Below are 17,166 nucleotides of genomic sequence, written 5' to 3' on the forward strand. Positions count from 1 at the left end.
ACCCGGCGGGGGGACGGCGTCGCTTTATCCTTTTATCGATCCGGCCAGCAAGCCGCGAATAAAATACCTGCCCAGGAAAATATAGACGAGCAGCGTCGGCAGGGCCGCGAGCAGCGCCCCGGCCATCTGGACGTTCCATTGCACAATCTGGCTGCCGGACAAATTTTGCAGCGCGACCATAATCGGCTGCTGCTTCTGCGTTGTCATCGTCACCGCGAACAGAAACTCATTCCAGATGTTCGTGAATTGCCAGATGCCGACGACGACGAAGCCCGTCACGGAGAGCGGCACCATCATGTTTTTGTAGATGCCGAAAAAGCCGCAGCCGTCGATTTTGGCCGCTTCCAGCATTTCATTCGGTACCGCCACGTAGAAATTCCGGAACATGAGCGTGCAGACCGGCAAGCCATATACGACATGAATGAGGATGAGCCCCGAAATCGAATTGTACAGATGGATGCGCTGCATGAACTGAATCAAGGGAATCAATATGCTCTGATACGGGATGAACATCCCGAACAGCATCAGGGCGAACAGCGCGTTCGAGCCTTTGAACCGCCATTTGGACAAGACATAGCCGTTCATCGACCCGAGCAGTGCCGATAATAAGGTGGCGGGAATCGCGAGCAGAAAGCTGTTGCTCAAATGCGGATACAGCTTGGACAAAGCTTCGCGGTACCCGGACCAATCGAGGCTCTTCGGCAGCGCCCACATCCGCTCCAACGTAATCTCGTCCACCCCTTTGAAGCTCGTGACAAGAAGTACATATACCGGCACGAGAAAGAGCAAGGCCAAGCACGTCAAGCCGGCGTACAGCGTGATTCGGTGCACCCCCTTTTTCGTCATCTATCCCTCCTCCTTCCTCATGCTCAACAGAAGATACGGGACGATCAAGAGCGAGATAAGCCCAAGCATGACCATCGAGATCGCGGCCCCCTGCGCGTAATGATTGCCCCGGAACGTCGTCTCGAACATGTAGACCCCGGGCATATCCGTGACGAACATCGCTCCCGGACCGGTCATGGCGTAGATGAGATCGAATATTTTCAGTGAAATATGCGTCAGCATGATGACGAGACTAACCGTAATCGGGCGCAGCTGCGGGATCAGAATGCGCCGGAATATCGTCCATTCGCCGGCCCCGTCCACTCGGGCCGCTTCCTTCCATTCCTCGGGGATGCCGCGCAGACCCGCCAGATACATGGCCATCGCAAAGCCCGAGAGCTGCCAGACGGCGGCGATCACCACCGCAATCAGGGCGACGGGCAGCCCGAGCTCAATCTGCCCGAAGCGGAAGCCCGGGATAATATCGGTGCTGACATACCATTTGGGCACATCCGTCATCCCGAGCGCCTTCAGAATCAAGTTCACCCCTGTCGACGGGTTGAGAATCCACTGCCAGACGACGCCGGTCACGATGAAGGACAGCGCCATCGGGAAAATAAAAATGTTGCGGAAGAACGAATCGGCGCGAATTTTCCGATCGAGAAGCACCGCCAACAGCAGGCCGAAGCTAATCGTCACGGCAATAAAGAGCACCGTGAATACGAAGGTATTGCGCAAATCCGATTGGAACCGGAAATCTTGAAAGAGAAACAGATAATTCTTCCAGCCGGCAAAGTCCAAATTGCGGGCTAACGTGTTCCAGTCGGTGAAGGATATATATCCGCTCCATCCGATAAAGCCATATACAAATATCGCAATCGCGACAAGAGAGGGCAGCACCATCAATATCGGCACGACGTTGACCCTCTTCCGCCGCCGCGCCTTCCGCTCAGGCGGCATGGATGGGGGCATCGTCTCTCCGCCTATGCCAGCGGCATTCATATTTATCCCTCCTGACCCCGGCAGCCGGCAGCGGAATCCCGCCGCCGGCCCCGCTTGCAATGTTCGTCAGGGCCGGCCAAGGGCCGCCCCAATCAGCCGCCTACTTGGCGATGCCGCTGGCCAACTGGGCGTCGCGAAGCGAGCGGGCCGCTTGCTCTACGTCCCCGTTCGTCACGAAGATCGTCATCACCTGATTGACCTGGGTCACGAAGCCTTCGGGAGCCGCGGAGCCATGCGCCAGACTCGGAACGAGGCTGCTTTTCTTGAAATCCTCGATTGTGGCTTGGCCGTAGGCGTCGTATTTGCTCGCATCGGCATCGATGCGCGCCGGAATCGACCCTTTGAGCGGATTGAACACATCCTGTCCCTCCACGGAGCCAAGCACCTTCAGCCATTCCCTCACCGAATCGGCATCCTTGACGTTCTGAGGCAGGCCGAACGTATCCGTAATGACCATGAAGCTGTTCCCTGAATTCGGGGTCGCAATCCATCCGAAATCGACATTCGCCTGCATTTTCAAATCGGTCGTAAAGTAGCCTTTGGCCCAATCGCCCATAATGTTCATCGCCGCCTGGCCGTTAGCGACCAACTGCGCTGCGTCCTGCCAGTTGCGCGCCGCATGATCGTCGTTAATATAGCTGAACATTTTCTTCGTCTTCTCCAGCGCGTCCTTCACTCTCGCATCGTCGAACGCGATTTCGCCCGTGTACAGCTTTTTGAAGTCTTCCGGGCCAAGCACGCCAAGAAGCGCCGCTTCGAATACCATGGTAGCGGTCCAAGGCTCCTTGTCTCCGAGCGCCAGCGGAGTTATGCCTTTCTCCTTCAGCGCATCGGCCGCTTGGAAGAAGTCCTCGAAGGTGGCCGGAGGAGTCAATCCATTATCGTCAAAAACTTTCTTATTGTAGAAAATGACATTGCCGCGATGGATATTGACGGGGACGGAGTAGATCGTCCCGCCCTCGCTCACCATCTCGATTAAATCTTTCGGGAATTTATCCATCCAGCCTTCGCTCTCGAACAGATCATTCAAGCCCTCCATCTTGCCTGCCGCGACCCAACCCGTGTTCAGCTCGGCCCCGCCATGCACCTGGAACGTTCCCGGCGGATCCCCGCCCTGCATCCGGCTGGCCAGCACCGCCTTGGCGTTCGTGCCCGCGCCTCCGGCCACGGCGGCATTGATGACTTCGATATCGGGATGCTTCTCGTTGAACAGCTTGATCAGGCCTAATAATCCTGCCTCTTCTCCCGCTCCCGTCCACCAGCTAAAAATCTCAACCGACTTCTTGTCTCCGGAAGACGGCCTGTCAGCGTCATTCTGTGTTCCTTCGCCCTGTCCGGCCGCTGCCGGCTTGGCCGCCTCCGGAGGCTTCGCATCCGAACCGGAGCCGCAAGCCGCCAGGAACAAGCTCATGATACAGATAACAGACAGCATCAACAGCATGTGTTTCCTCATGTCATATCCCCCTTCGCGCTCGGATTTTCCATTGCGGATTTCATCATCGCTATCATGAAATCGCTTACATTCACAGTAACACAACTCTCTCCCCTGCATGGGCGCGAAGACCTGCACTCGTTTGTCATTCATCTGGATGGATTTAAGGAGGGAAAAAAAGACGGAAGCGTAAGCTGAAGAACTAGCACTGATTTGCCGCGTTCCGCTTGCATAAGACAATTCCGTCCAGGCAAGGAACGGAAGAGGGCGCTGCGATGCGGGGGCGGGCCGGCCTCTCCGTACGAATCTGTGTGATTTACCCCTTCGCCGGCCCATTCACGAGCTCGCCGCCTAATCAATCCCCGCGATGACGGCTGCGGTATTCGGTCGGGGCTATGCCTGTCACCTTTTTGAACACGCGGCTGAAATAATTCGGATCCCGGTACCCCACCTGGTAACAGATTTCCTTCAATGACAGCTTATTTTGCTCAATATATTGGCATGCCCGGGCTATGCGGAGCTGCGTAATATAGTCGGTGAACGTCGCTCCGGCCTGCTGCTTGAACAACTTGCTGAAATAATAAGGACTCAGATGAACCATACCTGCCACTTCCTCCATCGCCAGCGGAAGATGGAACCGCTCGTGGATAATCGCCCGGGCCCGCTCGATAACGGCATGCGTTTCCCGTTCACGGCTCGCCTGCACTTGATGGATGGCTGCTTGAAGCGTCTCTTCCGTCCCGGTTCCGTGCCGGATCGCTTGAAGCTGTGCCGGGCGGGAAAAGGCTCCGGATCGGACCGGAACCTGATCGAAATGAACGACCGGGACAGAAGCTTCATCCCGGGCGTATGCCGCCGCGCAAGCCGCCTCCACGTACGATTGGCGCAGCTTGTCGATGCCGAGCTTCAAGCGCCCGATTCCGATATGGACGGTTCCCTCCATCGCTTGCCGCAGCACAGGAACAAGCTCCTGTCCCATCGCCAGCACATCCTCCTTCGCATATTGCGTGCCGTCCTTCAAGCGGACGAAGGCCGTCATCTGTTCGCCGATAATCGGGCTGACGATACAGGACAAGCGGCCGGCGAGTTCCTGCCTGACGGCGGTGTATGCCTTCTCCAGCCGCAAGCGCCGGCTCTCGGCCCCGGAAGCCTCGTCCGTTCCGGGAGCGGCCACGGCGACGACCAGGGCATACCCCACCTGCAGCGGGAACTGCGCCAGTTCCGCCATCTGCTGCACATTCCAGTCCTGGATCCGATCGTCCATCAGCATCATGGCCAGCTCGTTCTCCACCAGCGGCATCAACCGCGAGACGGTGTCCCGCAAGGCCAGCTCGCTGTCGCGCTTGCTTCGCTCCTGCTCCAGCTCCTGGACCAGCCGCTGCAATATGCCGATGATCTGTTCCTTCTTCGCGGGCTTCACGATGTAGTCTTTCACTCCCAAGGCAATGGCCTGCTTCGCATAGGCGAAATGATCATATGCCGTCACCAGCACCATCTTCACCCGGCTGTGAATCGCCTGGATGTCCTGCAGCGCTTCCAGCCCCTGAATGCCCGGCATCTTCACGTCCATCATCACAATGTCCGGTCGATGCCGCTCCGCGAGTTCTATCGCCCGGCGCCCGTTGGGCGCATGAAGCACCTCGAAAATACCCGGCATGGCGCGGGTAATAATCAGCTCCAGCCCTTCCCGCTCCAACGCTTCGTCATCCGCAATTAGCAGACGGTACATCCGCTTCCACCTCCTCATAAATGGGCAGCCGCAGCCTTACCGTGGTGCCTCTCCCGATCTCGCTCTCCAGTTCCACGACATCCTGACGTCCATAGAAGAGCTGCAGCCGCTTGAATACGTTCTGCAAGCCGAGCCCGGTCGATCGATGCGCTTCGCCGCGGGTGCGGGCGTCCGCTTCCGGCGCACCCTCGCCCAACAGCGAGGCCCGGGTCGCCTCATCCATCCCCGCTCCGTTATCCGCGACGGTCACGGTCACTTCCGTATCCGAGCGGGCAATCGACAAGCGCACGGCCGCGCCTTCTTCCATGCCCTCGACGCCGTGGATGAACGCATTTTCGACGATGGGCTGCAGCGACAGGCACGGGATGTACTGCGCCAGCGCCCGCTCATCGATGCTCATCTCGCAGCGGATGCGCTCGCGGAATCGCGCCTGCTGAATCGAGAAATATTCCGCGGTATTGTTCACTTCCTCGCGCAGCGTTACCGGGGTATCCAGCTTGCGCAAATTGTAGCGGAGCAGATTCGAGACGGATACGGTCAAGTCGCTCGTCCGGTCGGCCCCCTCGATCAGGGCCAGCTTCGACAACACATTGAGCGTATTGAACAGAAAATGCGGGTTGATCTGGCTCTGCAGCGCCCGCAGCTCCAGCTCCTTCACGAGGCGCTCCCGCTCCAGATGCTCCATATCCTTGGCAATCAGCTTGCGGATATTGGCCAGCATATGCCGGAACGCCTCCGACAAAATCCGGAATTCATCATCTTGCCGGAATACGGGAGGGGCAATCTGCAGATTGCCCTTCGCGATCTGCTTCGCGGTTCGGACCAGCATATGAATCGGGCGGCTGATGCTCCGCGACAGCCAGATGACGAAGACGATGCTGAGCAGCAGGCTGACCCCGAACAAGGCGAGGCCGATCTTGTTCATCTGCTGCGTATTTCGCAGGATTTGCCGGTAATACGGCTGATAGCTGCTCAGCTCCAGATCGACGAGCGACTGGCCTTCATCCCGGATGAATCCCGCGATTTTTTCCGTATCCTCGTACAGGACGACATACGAACGCAAGCCGCGCACATCGGTCGCTCCCAGCACTTCTTCCACTTTTTCGAGGAAAGAGTCCAGCATATGGTCATAATTCCGAACGGAGGTCTCGTTGCTGTCCGTCTCCGCCTGCCTTGCCAGGTTCCGCTTCAAAGCGAGCAGCTCCTCCTGCTGCGCCGTCAGCTCGTGGTATGTCGCTTCCTTCTGGTCGATTAAGTAACGGCTGAGCGTGCGAAGATGCCGCTCCGTCTGCTGGGCAATCTGCTTGTACAACAGAATGCGCTCCATCATCAGATTGTAGCTTTCCTGCATCGTCCGGCTGCTGAAATAAATAAAATAAGTGACGGCGCTGACAAGGATGACAAGAAGAGGAATAAATACAAATAACTTCGTGCGGATATTCAACGTACGTCACTCCAATCGGACTCCATCCTTCGTCAGTATCTCCGTATCCATCAGATGATGGGGCGGAGCGCTTCTTCCCTCCAGCACGTCATGAATGATCGAGACGCTGTCATAGCCCATCCGGTACGGCTTCTGAATGATGCTCGCCGCGATCTCGCCGCGGGCAATCGCCTGCTTCGTCTCCTCGATGTCATCGAACCCGAAGATGAGCACATCGTCCCGGCCCGAGCTCTTGGCGGCCTGCAAGATGCCCGCTCCATCCAGCGCGCTCATCCCGACGATAATGGCAATGTCCGGATGCAAATACAGCATCTCCGACGCTTTCTGCGCCGCTTCAATCCGTGAAATATTCGAAACCCGGACATCGACGATTTGCAGCGAGCGGTGCCGGCTGATGACCGAGCGGAATCCGTCCAGCCGCAGCGTCTGATTTTCGGCCAGATTGCTGCCGATGAGAACGCCGATTTTGGTCGCCGGACGCTCGGAGAAGGCGCGGCCGGCTTCGGCCACGATCTCGCCCAGTCTCCGTCCCGACTCATAATTGTCCGTCCCGACATAGCTGAGCCGCTTGCTGTCCGGCGCATCGGCATCCACGGTAAGGACCGGGATTCCCTGGGCCACCGCTTGGTCAATCAGCCGGGTATAAGCGATGCTGTGGATGCCCTGCAGGAGAATCGCATCCACCTTCGCGGCGATGGCTTTCTCCAGCAGCATCGTCTGCTCCTCCGGATTGATGCGGAGGGGGCCGACATATTCCAAGGCAATGCCCAGCCGGTTCGCCGCATCTCTCGCCCCCTGCTCGATCATCCGCCAGTACGGATTGTCCAGCTCCTGCGAGATAAGCATGACGTGAGGCTTGCCGGACGCCCCGGCCTCCGCCTCGCTCCATTGGCGAATCAACGCCTGGTTGCGGTAGGTGGATGACATGAACTGAAAGAGCAGATAAAGAAAGGACAGGAGCAGCACGCCGAGGACAGCCGCCCATTTTTTATCCGACAAGGATCATCCCTCCCAACAAAAATTGAACGCGCTTACAATGTTGAAGATAGTGATATGCATGCCGCTGACCAACTTGCGACCCGCTCCATGCCCGCTAAAGATCTAAAAAAGATGACTCCTCGCTGGAAGAAGTCATCTTGCGCCCGCTTACCGGGATGAACTCATTTATCGTGTTATGCGAATGAAGGCTTTCTTCGATCGACTTCGCCGCTGAGCACCTTCACATATTCTTCGTCCGATCCTTCGACAGAAGGGCCGATATAGACAATATCTGCCGCGTTATGCTGACCGCTTCCACGAATGCCTTTCTTCCTGGAACGGCCAAACGGACCTCTTGCCTGGCGGTTAAGCTTGTTGATTCCGGCGCTTCCCTTATGCAAGTGAATCGAATGATCGCCCGTCATGCGGAATCACCTCCAATTAAGTGGTCAATGGTTCGCAGCAAATCATTGTTCAGCTGTACAATCGCGGCCAATTCGGCTTCATCGAGCAGCTTCTGCCCGGCGAAATGCACGGACAGCACGTGTTCTCTACCAAGAGGATAGCATAGCACATAAACCAGCGCAAGCTCCTCGCGCTTGAAAAAAGACCATTTTCCGTTAAGGAAGACATCTATCACGTAAATTTGATGATCCTTGTCCTGACGGCGCTCCGCCGCGCTGAACGAGAAAAACTGCCCTCTCCCTACATTACCCGCCACCTGCTCGATGCCATCATGGCCTTGCTTGCGCCATAGCGCCGCCCCCGTAACGCGAAATCCTTGCGGAGGCATGATGGAGTTGCGGACCGCCTCATACAGCGCTTCATACTTCTCCTGCGCATTGACGCTCATCAGATTGCGAGTGTATTCCCAAAAAAAGTGAAGCAAGCTTTGCTTCTGGAGCAGTTCCGTTTCTTTGGCAGCCAGCAAGCTGCGCGGGTTTTGAAAAAAGCCCTCCTCCTTGATCTTGCGGATCAGCTGCTGGCAGGCGACCGACACGGCCGCCTCATGCTTGTTATCCGTCCGCAGCTCATAGCTCAGCAGCGTAAGGCCCTGCAGATCGGAGAGCACGTGAAATTCATGTATCGTCTTCCCTTCTATCAGATCGCTGCGTTCCCGGACCTCGCCGGGAATGATGGCGAACACTCTGCCTCGCCCCAGCTTTCCCCAAAAAAGCCCCATCTCGAACAACGTATTATCTCGTGGAACAAACACATATTTCCCCCGATGCAATGCCACATCATCCGGCGCGAAAACGAAAATACCAAAATCATGCTGCTCAAGTTCTCTCTCCAGTGTCTCCATCGTATATTCATTTCCGCCAAATGCCCCGGCGTACCAAGGGGAAACTTGGCCGTAGTAGTTGAGTTGCGAATGAACGGCGTTCGCGATGTCAATCGCTTCCCTCGATGAGCCGATAAATATGTTCGGTTTCGCAGAAATGGACACAAGCGCAGCTCCTTTTTGAACTTGATAGCCTTAATTATACTATGATTTTCCAATTCTGTGTGAGGATAAAGCTTTGAAATCGTTTTTCATAGGATCCGCTTCAATCGGTCAACGTGTAGAAAATCTTTCCTTGATCTATACTTATGCTGTTGCCATAATTTATAACTCATCAAAGGAGACGACACAATGAACACTAGCAACCGCTTTGCCCGGCCTCATCTTGCCGATTGCGTGCCCGACCTGGTCGCGACGGCGAGAGGGGACAAAAAGGCAACCCTCGTCATTCAGCGCGCGAAGCTCGTCAATGTATGCTCCGGGGAGATTCAGGACGATATGTCCATCGGCGTGCAGGGCTCGCGCATTGCCTTTGTCGGCAAAGATGCCAATCACATGATCGGCGCGGACACGAAGGTTATCGATGCGGGCGGCCGCTATGTCGCGCCCGGACTGCTCGACGGCCACTGCCATATCGAGAGCAGCCAGATCACGCCGTCGCAATTCGCGCGGGCCGTGCTCGTCAAAGGCACGACCGGCGGCTTCTTCGATGCCCACGAGATTACCAATGTTCTCGGCCTGCCCGGCCTCCGCCTGATGCTCGACGAAGCGAGAACGACGCCGCTCGCGGCCTATATGCAGGTCGCTTCCTGCGTGCCTTCGACAGGACCGGAGCTGGAGACCAGCGGCGCGTCGATTGGCCCGGACGAAGTGGCGGAAGCCTTCACCTGGGGGCCGGATATGATCGCCTTGGGCGAGGTGATGAACTTCCCGGGCGTCGTGTTCAGCGATGAGAAAATGATCGGCGAAATCCAGGCGGCCTTGCACGCGGGCCGGGTCGCGGACGGGCACTATACGTGGCCGGTCGACGACTGGAGAATCTCCGCGTATGCCGCGAGCGGCATTACCGGATGCCACGAGAGCGTCAAGGCCGAGGATGTCATCGAGCGGGTGCGCCGCGGCATGTACGCGAAGATGAGACGCGGCTCGGCATGGCATGACGTCGCCGAATCGATCAAGGCGCATACCGACTACGGCATCGATACGCGCCGCATGATTCTCGTCACCGATGACCGCAGCCCGGAATCGCTAGTGGATGAAGGGCATATGGACTTCGTCGTCCGCCACGCCATCGCGCAGGGCGTCCGTCCGGTTACCGCCTTCCAGATGGCGACCATCAACACGGCGGAGCGCTTCGGCGTCGCCCGCGATGTCGGCACGATCACGCCGGCCTCGTTCGCCGACATCATTATCCTCGACGGCAACCTGGCCGACGTCAACGTCGCCATAACGATCGCCGCCGGTCAAGTCGTGGCCGAGAACGGGCGCATGGTCGTGGATCTGCCGGAGTTCAGCTATCCGGAGGAAGCCATTCGTTCGGTGCATCTGACGCGGGAAGTGCGAGCGGACGACTTCGTCATTGCCGCCTCCGGGGCATCCGGCGAGCGGAAGGCAAGAGCGATTCAAGTGCGGGAGAATCATGTCGATACGAAGGAGCAAATTGTATCCGTCCGCATCGAGGACGGCCGCGTGGCGCTGCGCGTAGAGGATGGCCTGTGCAAAATCGCCGTCATCGAGCGCCATAAAGGAAGCGGCAACCGGGCGCTCGGCCTCGTGTCCGGCGTCGGCTTCCAGGTTCCGGCCGCCATCGCGACCACCGTCGCCCATGATTGCCACAACCTGATGGCAATCGGCAACTCGGACACGCTGATGGCCAAGGCGGCCAATACCGTGGCCGACATGCATGGGGGGATCGCCGTCGTGACGGAGGATGCCGTCGTCAAGCTGCCGCTGCCGGTGGCCGGCCTGATGTCCAACGCGCCGTTCGAGGAAGTAGCCGAGCAATCGCGCGCCATCAGCAAGGCGCTGTACGATGCGGGCTGCACGATGAACTACGCGTTCATGACCCTGTCGCTGCTGGCGCTGATCGTCGTGCCGGAGCTGCGCCTGTCCGATATCGGCCTGATCAAGACGACGGAGCAAGGCTTCATTGAAGCTCCTTTGTTCGTGGAAGAATAATTGGACCTGAAAACAGGCAGCCGTCCCGCGGGATGGCTGCCTGCTTCTATTACGCGCGAACCTCGGGGCGATGCTCCGGCTGTTGCCCGACGGTATGACCGTCGCTCTCGCGAATCCATGTCTCGAAGCCGCGTTCCCCGGCTTTCAACTGAATGACGCGCGGGCCGTCACGTCTCCCGCGATGACAATCAGATCGGGCCGCTCGGCTTCGATAATCCGATCCATCCCGGCCCGCGTCATATCATCGATATTTTGGGGTTCCTCCAAGTTGAATTCACTTTCCACGCAGAACTCCGTATCCGAGAACTGGACAATCTTGAATGTTCCATCGCCGCGGAACGCCAACGTCTGACTCATTACCGGCAGCCTCCTTCTATCGGATCCCGCGCACCCGAATCGGGATCCCGCGTTATGGCCGGAAGTATACCATGGTCCCCCTGCCTGCTCAATATACGATAATCCCCGGGCAAGCATTTTTCGCGAAGCGGCGCGCTAATCCAAAATTCGGGCCGTCACCATCGCCTTGATTACGCGCTGCCCCTCAACGAATATTTCCACTTCGATCTTGCAGAACCTGCGGCTCAGTTCAATGACCGTCGGAATCATTTCCACGATGTTTTCGATTTCAATCGGGGCCAAATAATAAACGGAGGTGTGGTCGATAAGCAGATCCTTCTTCTTGTGCTGCTTAATCGTGCGGGTGACGGCAAGGGTGATCATGCTGCCCAGGATGCCCTCGGAGATATAGCCCATCTGATTGATCATCGAGGTATGAACGGGGCCCCGGAAATAAAGCCTGCCGTCGTCGTCCCGAACCTCCTCGAACGCCGACCAGATCTGATCCTCAAGCGTCTCTCCCTGTTGAGGCTGGGAATGAACCGACTGCATCGCTTTCAATATATCCTTGCGGCTAATCACGCCAATCAGCTTCTTGTCTCCGTCAACGACCGGAATCAGCTCAATGCCTTCCCACACCATCATATGGCCCGCCGTCGCAATCGAGGTGTGAGGCATGACCGTGATCGGATTGGGGCTCATTAAATGCTCGATCGGTTCACTGTCGGAAGCGCCGATAATGTCCTTGGCGATAATCATGCCCACCGGCTTGTTCGCATCATCCACCACGGGAAAACGGTTGTGATCGGTTTCCTCGATCAGCTTTTTCAAATGCCCGACCGTGCTCGACTGGTGAATCGAGGTCAGCGGAATGTCTTTCCGAATGATATCGCCGACCAAAATGATCTGCTTCTTGATCATCCGTTCGGATAAGGCGCGGTTCAGGAGCGCAGCCACCGTAAAGGTGTCGTATTTGCAGCTGATGACCGGAAGCGCCAGCTCGTCCGCCAGCTCGCGAACCTCCGCCGGGGTATCGAAGCCTCCCGTAATCAGCACCCCTGCGCCCAAGGTCAGCGCGCTGTGATGAGCCTTGTTCCGGTTCCCGACAATGAGCAGATTCCCCGGTTCAATGTACCGGATCATCGCTTCGAGCTGCATGGCCCCGATCACGAACTTGTTCAGCGTCTTGTCAAGGCCCGCTTTGCCGCCCAGCACCTCTCCGTCCACCAGGCTTCGAATTTCTTCGAAGGTCAGTTTGTCGATATGCTGCGGCTCTTTCTTCTCGATCCGTACGGTGCCCGTGCGCTCTCTCGTGCTGACGATGCCCCGGCCCTCCGCTTCCTTGATGGCGCGGTAAGCCGTCCCCTCGCTCACGTTCAAGGCCTGCGCGATTTTGCGCACCGAAATGCGCGTCCCGATTTCAAGCTCCTCAATGTATTGAATAATCTGCCCGTGCTTCGTCGTCATTTCTTGAGAATTCATAAGCTATCCCCTCTGTTATATAGCGGAATACTTCTATTATATAGCATGGGGAAAATATTGAAACGGAAGCGGAAAAAGAAAATCTCCAACAGGCCCGTTCTTCCCTCGAACAGGCTCTGTTGGAGAGCAGCTTGCGATCAATTACTTAATCATTGCGGTAGCAATAATAATTGGTAATGAAATAGTGCGACAGCGGCAAGGAGGACTGCTGAACTTCCTCGCTGCTCGAATGATAATACAAATCCAAAAATACGGGTGACAGCGGATAAAACGCCGTGTGCTCCATCGTCTCGTCTGTCTCGTGTTCGACCTTGTTCATCGCCATATGCGTGAACCTCCTTTTGCGAAATTAGGATAAGTGCGTATAACCCGGTTGGGTCAAAAACGGCTCAAACGTATCGGCAACCGTCATCTCGCGGAACAAAGAGGCGGCCAGCGTCAGCCGGGAACCGGGAACTTGCTCTTCGCCCAGGCGAAGGCGGAGATTCTCCAGCTCTTCCTGAAAGATTCGATCGAAGAGCTCAACCGTCACTTTGCGCCCATCGTCGAGCACGCCCCGCGGATGATGAATCCACTGCCAGAGCTGGGCTCTCGAAATCTCGGCGGTCGCGGCATCCTCCATCAGATGGTTGATCGGCACCGCGCCCATTCCCCGCAGCCACGCCTCCAAATATTGAATGCCGACCGACACGTTCATTCTCACGCCGGCCTCGGTAATCGGTCCTTGAGGAACCTCCAGCAAATCCGCCGCGGCGATCTCGCGCTCCGGCAGCTTCCCGATCTGGTTCGGCCCCGGCATATGGGCATCGAATACCTCCATGGCGATCGGCACGAGACCGGGATGCGCCACCCATGTGCCGTCATGGCCGTTCCGCGCTTCCCGCAGCTTATCCTTCCGCACCTTCTCCAGCGCCGCTTCGTTGGCCGCCGGATTATTCTTGATCGGAATCTGGGCTGCCATGCCCCCGATGCAGTAGGCTTGGCGACGATGGCACGTCTGGATGGCCAGCAGCGAATAGGCCGTCATAAATGGCGATTCCATCGTCACGATGGCCCTGTCGGGCAAAATGACGTCCGGCTTGCTCCGGAGCTTCTTGATATAGCTGAAAATGTAGTCCCAGCGCCCGCAATTCAAGCCTGCCGCGTGATCGCGCAGCTCATACAGAATCTCATCCATCTCGAAGGCAGCCAGAATCGTCTCGATTAAGACGGTAGCCTTAATGGTGCCGCGCGGAATGCCCAGCTCCTGCTGCGCGAATTCGAACACGTCATTCCACAGCCTCGCTTCCAGATAGCTTTCCATTTTCGGAAGGTAGAAATAGGGTCCGCTTCCCTGGCGAATCAACGCCTCCGCATTATGAAAAAAGTAAAGGCCGAAATCGAATAGCGACGCCGATACCGGTTCTCCGTCGATCAGCAGATGCTTCTCTTCCATATGCCAGCCCCGCGGGCGCACCTTAAGCACAGCCGGTTTGTCGTTCAGTTCATAGATTTTGCCCGCCTCATTCACGAACCGTATCGTCCGGTTGACCGCATCCCGCAGATTGACCTGGCCTTCCAGCGTGTTGGACCAGGTTGGGGAATTGGCGTCTTCGAAATCGGCCATAAACACCTTGGCGCCCGAGTTTAACGCATTGATCACCATTTTCCGATCCCCGGAGGGACCTGTAATTTCCACTCTCCGATCCTGCAAATCGGCCGGAATGGAAGCAACCGTCCAATCCCCGTTCCGGACATGCGCCGTCTCCGCCAAGAAGTCCGGCCACTCGCCCGCGTCGAGTCTTTGCTGGCGCTCGTCTCTCATTTGGAGCAGTTCCTTGCGCCGCTTCCCGAACCGCCTTTCCAACGCGGCCACGAAGTCCAGCGCTTCAGGCGTCAAGATGACGCGGTGCGCTTCGGAGCTGCACTCCCCTTTCAATTCACGGTGTGACTGGCTCACACGGTTCATAGATCGAACCCCCTTTTTTAAAATGGCAGAAGTACTGAAATATCGTTCATTAACGGCTGAATTGCTCCTGCTCGGTCGAGCCTGCCAACGCCGTGGTGCTGGCCAAGCCTCCGGCAATAATCTGAGTCACTTCGTCAAAATAACTGGCTCCCACTTCACGCTGGTGGCGGACCGCCTCATAGCCTTCCGCCTCGCTGGCGAATTCCGCTTGCTGCAGCTCGGAGTAGGCTTGCATCCCCCGCTCCTTGTACCCTTTCGCCAGTTGGAACATGCTGTGGTTCAAGGCGTGGAACCCGGCCAAGGTGACGAACTGGAACTTATAGCCCATCGCGCCGAGCTTCTGCTGGAAGGTGGCGATCTCCTTGTCGCTCAGCTTCCGTTTCCAGTTGAAGGATGGGGAGCAGTTATACGCCAGCAACTTGCCGGGATAGCGGGCGTGAATGGCTTGCGCGAACCGTTCCGCCTCCTCCAGATTCGGTTCGGAGGTCTCGCACCAGACCATGTCGGCGTAAGGGGCATAAGCCAGGCCCCGCGCTATCGCTTGCTCCAGTCCCGCCCTGACGTAATGGAAGCCTTCCGTCGAGCGTTTTCCGGTCAGGAAAGGCCGATCGTTGTCGTCGATGTCGCTGGTGAGGAGCTGCGCCGCATTCGCATCCGTCCGGGCAATGAGCACCGTATCTACCCCCATCACGTCCGCCGCCAGCCTCGCGGCGATCAGATGGCGAATCGCCTGCCCCGTCGGCAGCAGCACCTTGCCGCCCATATGGCCGCATTTCTTCTCGGAGGCAAGCTGATCCTCCAGATGTACGGCCGCGGCTCCCGCTTCGATCATGGCCTTCACGAGCTCGAATACATTTAGCGGTCCTCCAAAGCCGGCCTCGGCATCCGCGATGATGGGCGCGAAGAAATCGATGTCATTCTTGCCCTCGGAATGCTGGATATGATCGGCGCGCTGCAAGGCCTGATTGATTCGCTTCACGACATGAGGAACGCTGTTCGCCGGATAGAGACTCTGGTCGGGATACATCTGCCCGGACAGGTTCGCGTCCGCCGCCACCTGCCATCCGCTGAGATAGATGGCCTTCAACCCCGCTTTGACCTGCTGAACGGCTTGGTTGCCGGTCAGGGCCCCCAGCGCGTGGATATAATCTTCCGAATGAAGCAGATCCCACAATTTCGCGGAACCCCGCCGGGCCAATGTGTATTCGATTTTCAAAGAACCCCGTAATCTCAGCACGTCTTCCGGCGAATACGGACGCCGGATGCCTTGATAACGGGCTCCAGACCAGTGTTCCTTCATCTGCTCGAGTTCCGTTCTCCCTGTACCGCTCATCGTTCATCCTCCTCCATCGATTTTAATTTCATTCGCTTCATGCTTCCTGCTCCAGGTAACCGTTGCCGGAGCACCGGCTGCAAGGAAGAACCCGTCTGCCCTCGCATAACGGGCAATCATGGTGTTCCTGGCCTTCAGTCATCGGGCTCATGCATTTAAAGCAGTCCAAATCGCCATTGCCTCCGCATACAGGACAATCCATTCCGCGTCCCCCTCTTTACTGTTATATAACAAAACTGTTTTGTTGACATCATTATATAACAATGAGAAGAACTGTTCAATACTGTTTTTTTAAAATTTTTATTGTTATATAACAAAATGGGCGGTATTCCTCAGATTGAACCCCTGCAGCCGAAAATGTAAAAAATCCTGCACCTTGGTCACAAGATGCAGGCTCCTTCAGGCCAATGGCTTGCTTCAACGCCCGCCGCCCCATGCCAAAAGCCGCAGCTTGATGCTGCGGCTTTCAGACTGTCGACAAAGTCCTGTCGACAGTCTTTTTTCTTAGGAAGGGCGGGGCCGGGGAAGGCAGAACAGGTTAGGTTAGGTTAGGTTAGGGCAAGTTGGTCCGCGCATGAAGCAAGCTGTTCCCCGCATGAAGCAAGCTGTTCCCCGCATGAAATTGCTGCACAGGCGCAGCATTTTTAACCTCAATAGGCTAAATTCCGAGAAAATCCTGCAAAATTACATTATTTCGCCATTTTAAACGCTAATTATGCCTCGCCGCACGGTAATTGCTGTATTTTTGCAGTAATCGTATTTTCGCAACCTCGTGTCAATGAAATTGCTGCATTCTTGCAGTATTGGCGGAGCAGATGACTTGAGTGGCGGGAGATACTGCAGCTTTAGGGGAGTGGATGACCGGAGCTGTAGACATTCTGGCCGGGAACGATGGAAGATGATATGGAGATGTATTTCGGAGCGGCTGCGCGCCAGGGCGGATCATCACCATCCGCTCGCCGCGGCTGAATGATGAATTTTTTGCGTTCTGCCGCAGCAATCCGTGTTTGCCGGACTTCATACCGCTTCATTTCTATCCGCATGACCATATCGAGGAGGTGCTTCACGCCGAACTGGCCGCTCCGCTGGGGCTCCCTTTGCATCGGGACCGCCGAATATTGGAGGAGTTCATGGGGATCTCTCCGAATCCGGTGTACTTGCGGGACATGCTTGCGCAGGAGATGAGGCTGCTGG

General features: G+C 56.8%; 16 protein-coding genes. 2 read left to right on the plus strand and 14 right to left on the minus strand.

Annotated elements, in window-relative coordinates:
• Window positions 1-24: 24 nt before the first annotated feature.
• From ABD76_RS13745 to ABD76_RS13780, 8 genes are all read right to left on the minus strand, one after another.
• Window positions 25-846, minus strand: a complete 822-nt coding sequence (locus tag ABD76_RS13745) for a carbohydrate ABC transporter permease (protein WP_197257699.1) — start codon at window positions 844-846, stop codon at window positions 25-27.
• Entirely contained in the window at window positions 847-1,827 is a 981-nt protein-coding gene (locus tag ABD76_RS13750) for a carbohydrate ABC transporter permease (protein WP_420901945.1), read from the minus strand.
• 100 nt (window positions 1,828-1,927) lie between these two features.
• Window positions 1,928-3,280: an ABC transporter substrate-binding protein gene (locus ABD76_RS13755; RefSeq protein ID WP_197257700.1), complete on the minus strand. Its 1,353-nt coding sequence runs from the start codon at window positions 3,278-3,280 to the stop codon at window positions 1,928-1,930.
• 334 nt (window positions 3,281-3,614) lie between these two features.
• Entirely contained in the window at window positions 3,615-4,988 is a 1,374-nt protein-coding gene (locus ABD76_RS13760; RefSeq protein WP_197257702.1) for a response regulator, read from the minus strand.
• The gene (locus tag ABD76_RS13765) at window positions 4,963-6,432 is read right to left on the minus strand and encodes a sensor histidine kinase (RefSeq protein ID WP_197257704.1); all 1,470 of its coding nucleotides are present in this window, start codon (window positions 6,430-6,432) and stop codon (window positions 4,963-4,965) included. The genes ABD76_RS13760 and ABD76_RS13765 overlap by 26 nt, the downstream gene beginning before the upstream one ends.
• 6 nt (window positions 6,433-6,438) lie before the next feature.
• Window positions 6,439-7,431 (minus strand): substrate-binding domain-containing protein, encoded by a 993-nt coding sequence (locus ABD76_RS13770; RefSeq protein ID WP_197257706.1) that lies wholly within the window; start codon window positions 7,429-7,431, stop codon window positions 6,439-6,441.
• Between the two features lie 173 nt (window positions 7,432-7,604).
• Window positions 7,605-7,835 carry a hypothetical protein gene (locus ABD76_RS13775; RefSeq protein WP_197257708.1) on the minus strand — a complete coding sequence of 77 codons (231 nt, stop codon included), beginning with the start codon at window positions 7,833-7,835 and terminating at the stop codon, window positions 7,605-7,607.
• Window positions 7,832-8,860: a TIR domain-containing protein gene (locus ABD76_RS13780; RefSeq protein ID WP_197257710.1), complete on the minus strand. Its 1,029-nt coding sequence runs from the start codon at window positions 8,858-8,860 to the stop codon at window positions 7,832-7,834. The genes ABD76_RS13775 and ABD76_RS13780 overlap by 4 nt, the downstream gene beginning before the upstream one ends.
• 186 nt (window positions 8,861-9,046) lie before the next feature.
• Between ABD76_RS13780 and ABD76_RS13785 the strand changes: the two genes are divergently transcribed.
• Window positions 9,047-10,873: an adenine deaminase gene (locus ABD76_RS13785; protein WP_197257712.1), complete on the plus strand. Its 1,827-nt coding sequence runs from the start codon at window positions 9,047-9,049 to the stop codon at window positions 10,871-10,873.
• 144 nt (window positions 10,874-11,017) lie between these two features.
• Here ABD76_RS13785 and ABD76_RS13790 read toward each other — a convergent pair whose 3' ends face one another.
• The 6 genes from ABD76_RS13790 to ABD76_RS13815 all read right to left on the minus strand — a co-directional run bounded on the left by ABD76_RS13790 (window position 11,018) and on the right by ABD76_RS13815 (window position 16,393).
• Entirely contained in the window at window positions 11,018-11,230 is a 213-nt protein-coding gene (locus ABD76_RS13790) for a metallophosphoesterase family protein (RefSeq protein ID WP_197257714.1), read from the minus strand.
• Between the two features lie 135 nt (window positions 11,231-11,365).
• Window positions 11,366-12,691 carry a DRTGG domain-containing protein gene (locus ABD76_RS13795; RefSeq protein ID WP_197257722.1) on the minus strand — a complete coding sequence of 442 codons (1,326 nt, stop codon included), beginning with the start codon at window positions 12,689-12,691 and terminating at the stop codon, window positions 11,366-11,368.
• Between the two features lie 145 nt (window positions 12,692-12,836).
• A complete protein-coding gene (locus ABD76_RS13800; RefSeq protein WP_168180524.1) occupies window positions 12,837-13,016 on the minus strand; it encodes a hypothetical protein in 180 nt (59 codons plus the stop codon).
• A 24-nt stretch (window positions 13,017-13,040) separates the two neighbouring features.
• Window positions 13,041-14,639, minus strand: a complete 1,599-nt coding sequence (gene aceB, locus ABD76_RS13805; protein WP_197257724.1) for a malate synthase A — start codon at window positions 14,637-14,639, stop codon at window positions 13,041-13,043.
• A gap of 49 nt (window positions 14,640-14,688) precedes the next feature.
• A complete protein-coding gene (gene aceA / locus ABD76_RS13810; protein WP_197257726.1) occupies window positions 14,689-15,972 on the minus strand; it encodes an isocitrate lyase in 1,284 nt (427 codons plus the stop codon).
• Between the two features lie 277 nt (window positions 15,973-16,249).
• The gene (locus ABD76_RS13815; RefSeq protein ID WP_197257728.1) at window positions 16,250-16,393 is read right to left on the minus strand and encodes a hypothetical protein; all 144 of its coding nucleotides are present in this window, start codon (window positions 16,391-16,393) and stop codon (window positions 16,250-16,252) included.
• Between the two features lie 586 nt (window positions 16,394-16,979).
• Here ABD76_RS13815 and ABD76_RS13820 point away from each other — a divergent pair.
• Window positions 16,980-17,166, plus strand: a 187-nt coding sequence (locus tag ABD76_RS13820; RefSeq protein WP_197257730.1) for a hypothetical protein, incomplete at its 3' end; no start/stop codon positions are given.

The organism is Paenibacillus dendritiformis, assembly GCF_015845845.1.
GTDB lineage: Bacteria > Bacillota > Bacilli > Paenibacillales > Paenibacillaceae > Paenibacillus_B > Paenibacillus_B dendritiformis_C.

Bases quoted from the DNA above. Each gene is read 5' to 3' on its own strand.
- ABD76_RS13745 (WP_197257699.1), bottom strand. From the start codon at position 846: ATGACGAAAAAGGGGGTGCACCGAATCACGCTGTACGCCGGCTTGACG.
- ABD76_RS13750 (WP_420901945.1), bottom strand. From the start codon at position 1,827: ATGAATGCCGCTGGCATAGGCGGAGAGACGATGCCCCCATCCATGCCG.
- ABD76_RS13755 (WP_197257700.1), bottom strand. From the start codon at position 3,280: ATGAGGAAACACATGCTGTTGATGCTGTCTGTTATCTGTATCATGAGC.
- ABD76_RS13760 (WP_197257702.1), bottom strand. From the start codon at position 4,988: ATGTACCGTCTGCTAATTGCGGATGACGAAGCGTTGGAGCGGGAAGGG.
- ABD76_RS13775 (WP_197257708.1), bottom strand. From the start codon at position 7,835: ATGACGGGCGATCATTCGATTCACTTGCATAAGGGAAGCGCCGGAATC.
- ABD76_RS13785 (WP_197257712.1), top strand. From the start codon at position 9,047: ATGAACACTAGCAACCGCTTTGCCCGGCCTCATCTTGCCGATTGCGTG.
- ABD76_RS13790 (WP_197257714.1), bottom strand. From the start codon at position 11,230: ATGAGTCAGACGTTGGCGTTCCGCGGCGATGGAACATTCAAGATTGTC.
- ABD76_RS13795 (WP_197257722.1), bottom strand. From the start codon at position 12,691: ATGAATTCTCAAGAAATGACGACGAAGCACGGGCAGATTATTCAATAC.
- ABD76_RS13800 (WP_168180524.1), bottom strand. From the start codon at position 13,016: ATGGCGATGAACAAGGTCGAACACGAGACAGACGAGACGATGGAGCAC.
- aceB (WP_197257724.1), bottom strand. From the start codon at position 14,639: ATGAACCGTGTGAGCCAGTCACACCGTGAATTGAAAGGGGAGTGCAGC.
- aceA (WP_197257726.1), bottom strand. From the start codon at position 15,972: ATGAGCGGTACAGGGAGAACGGAACTCGAGCAGATGAAGGAACACTGG.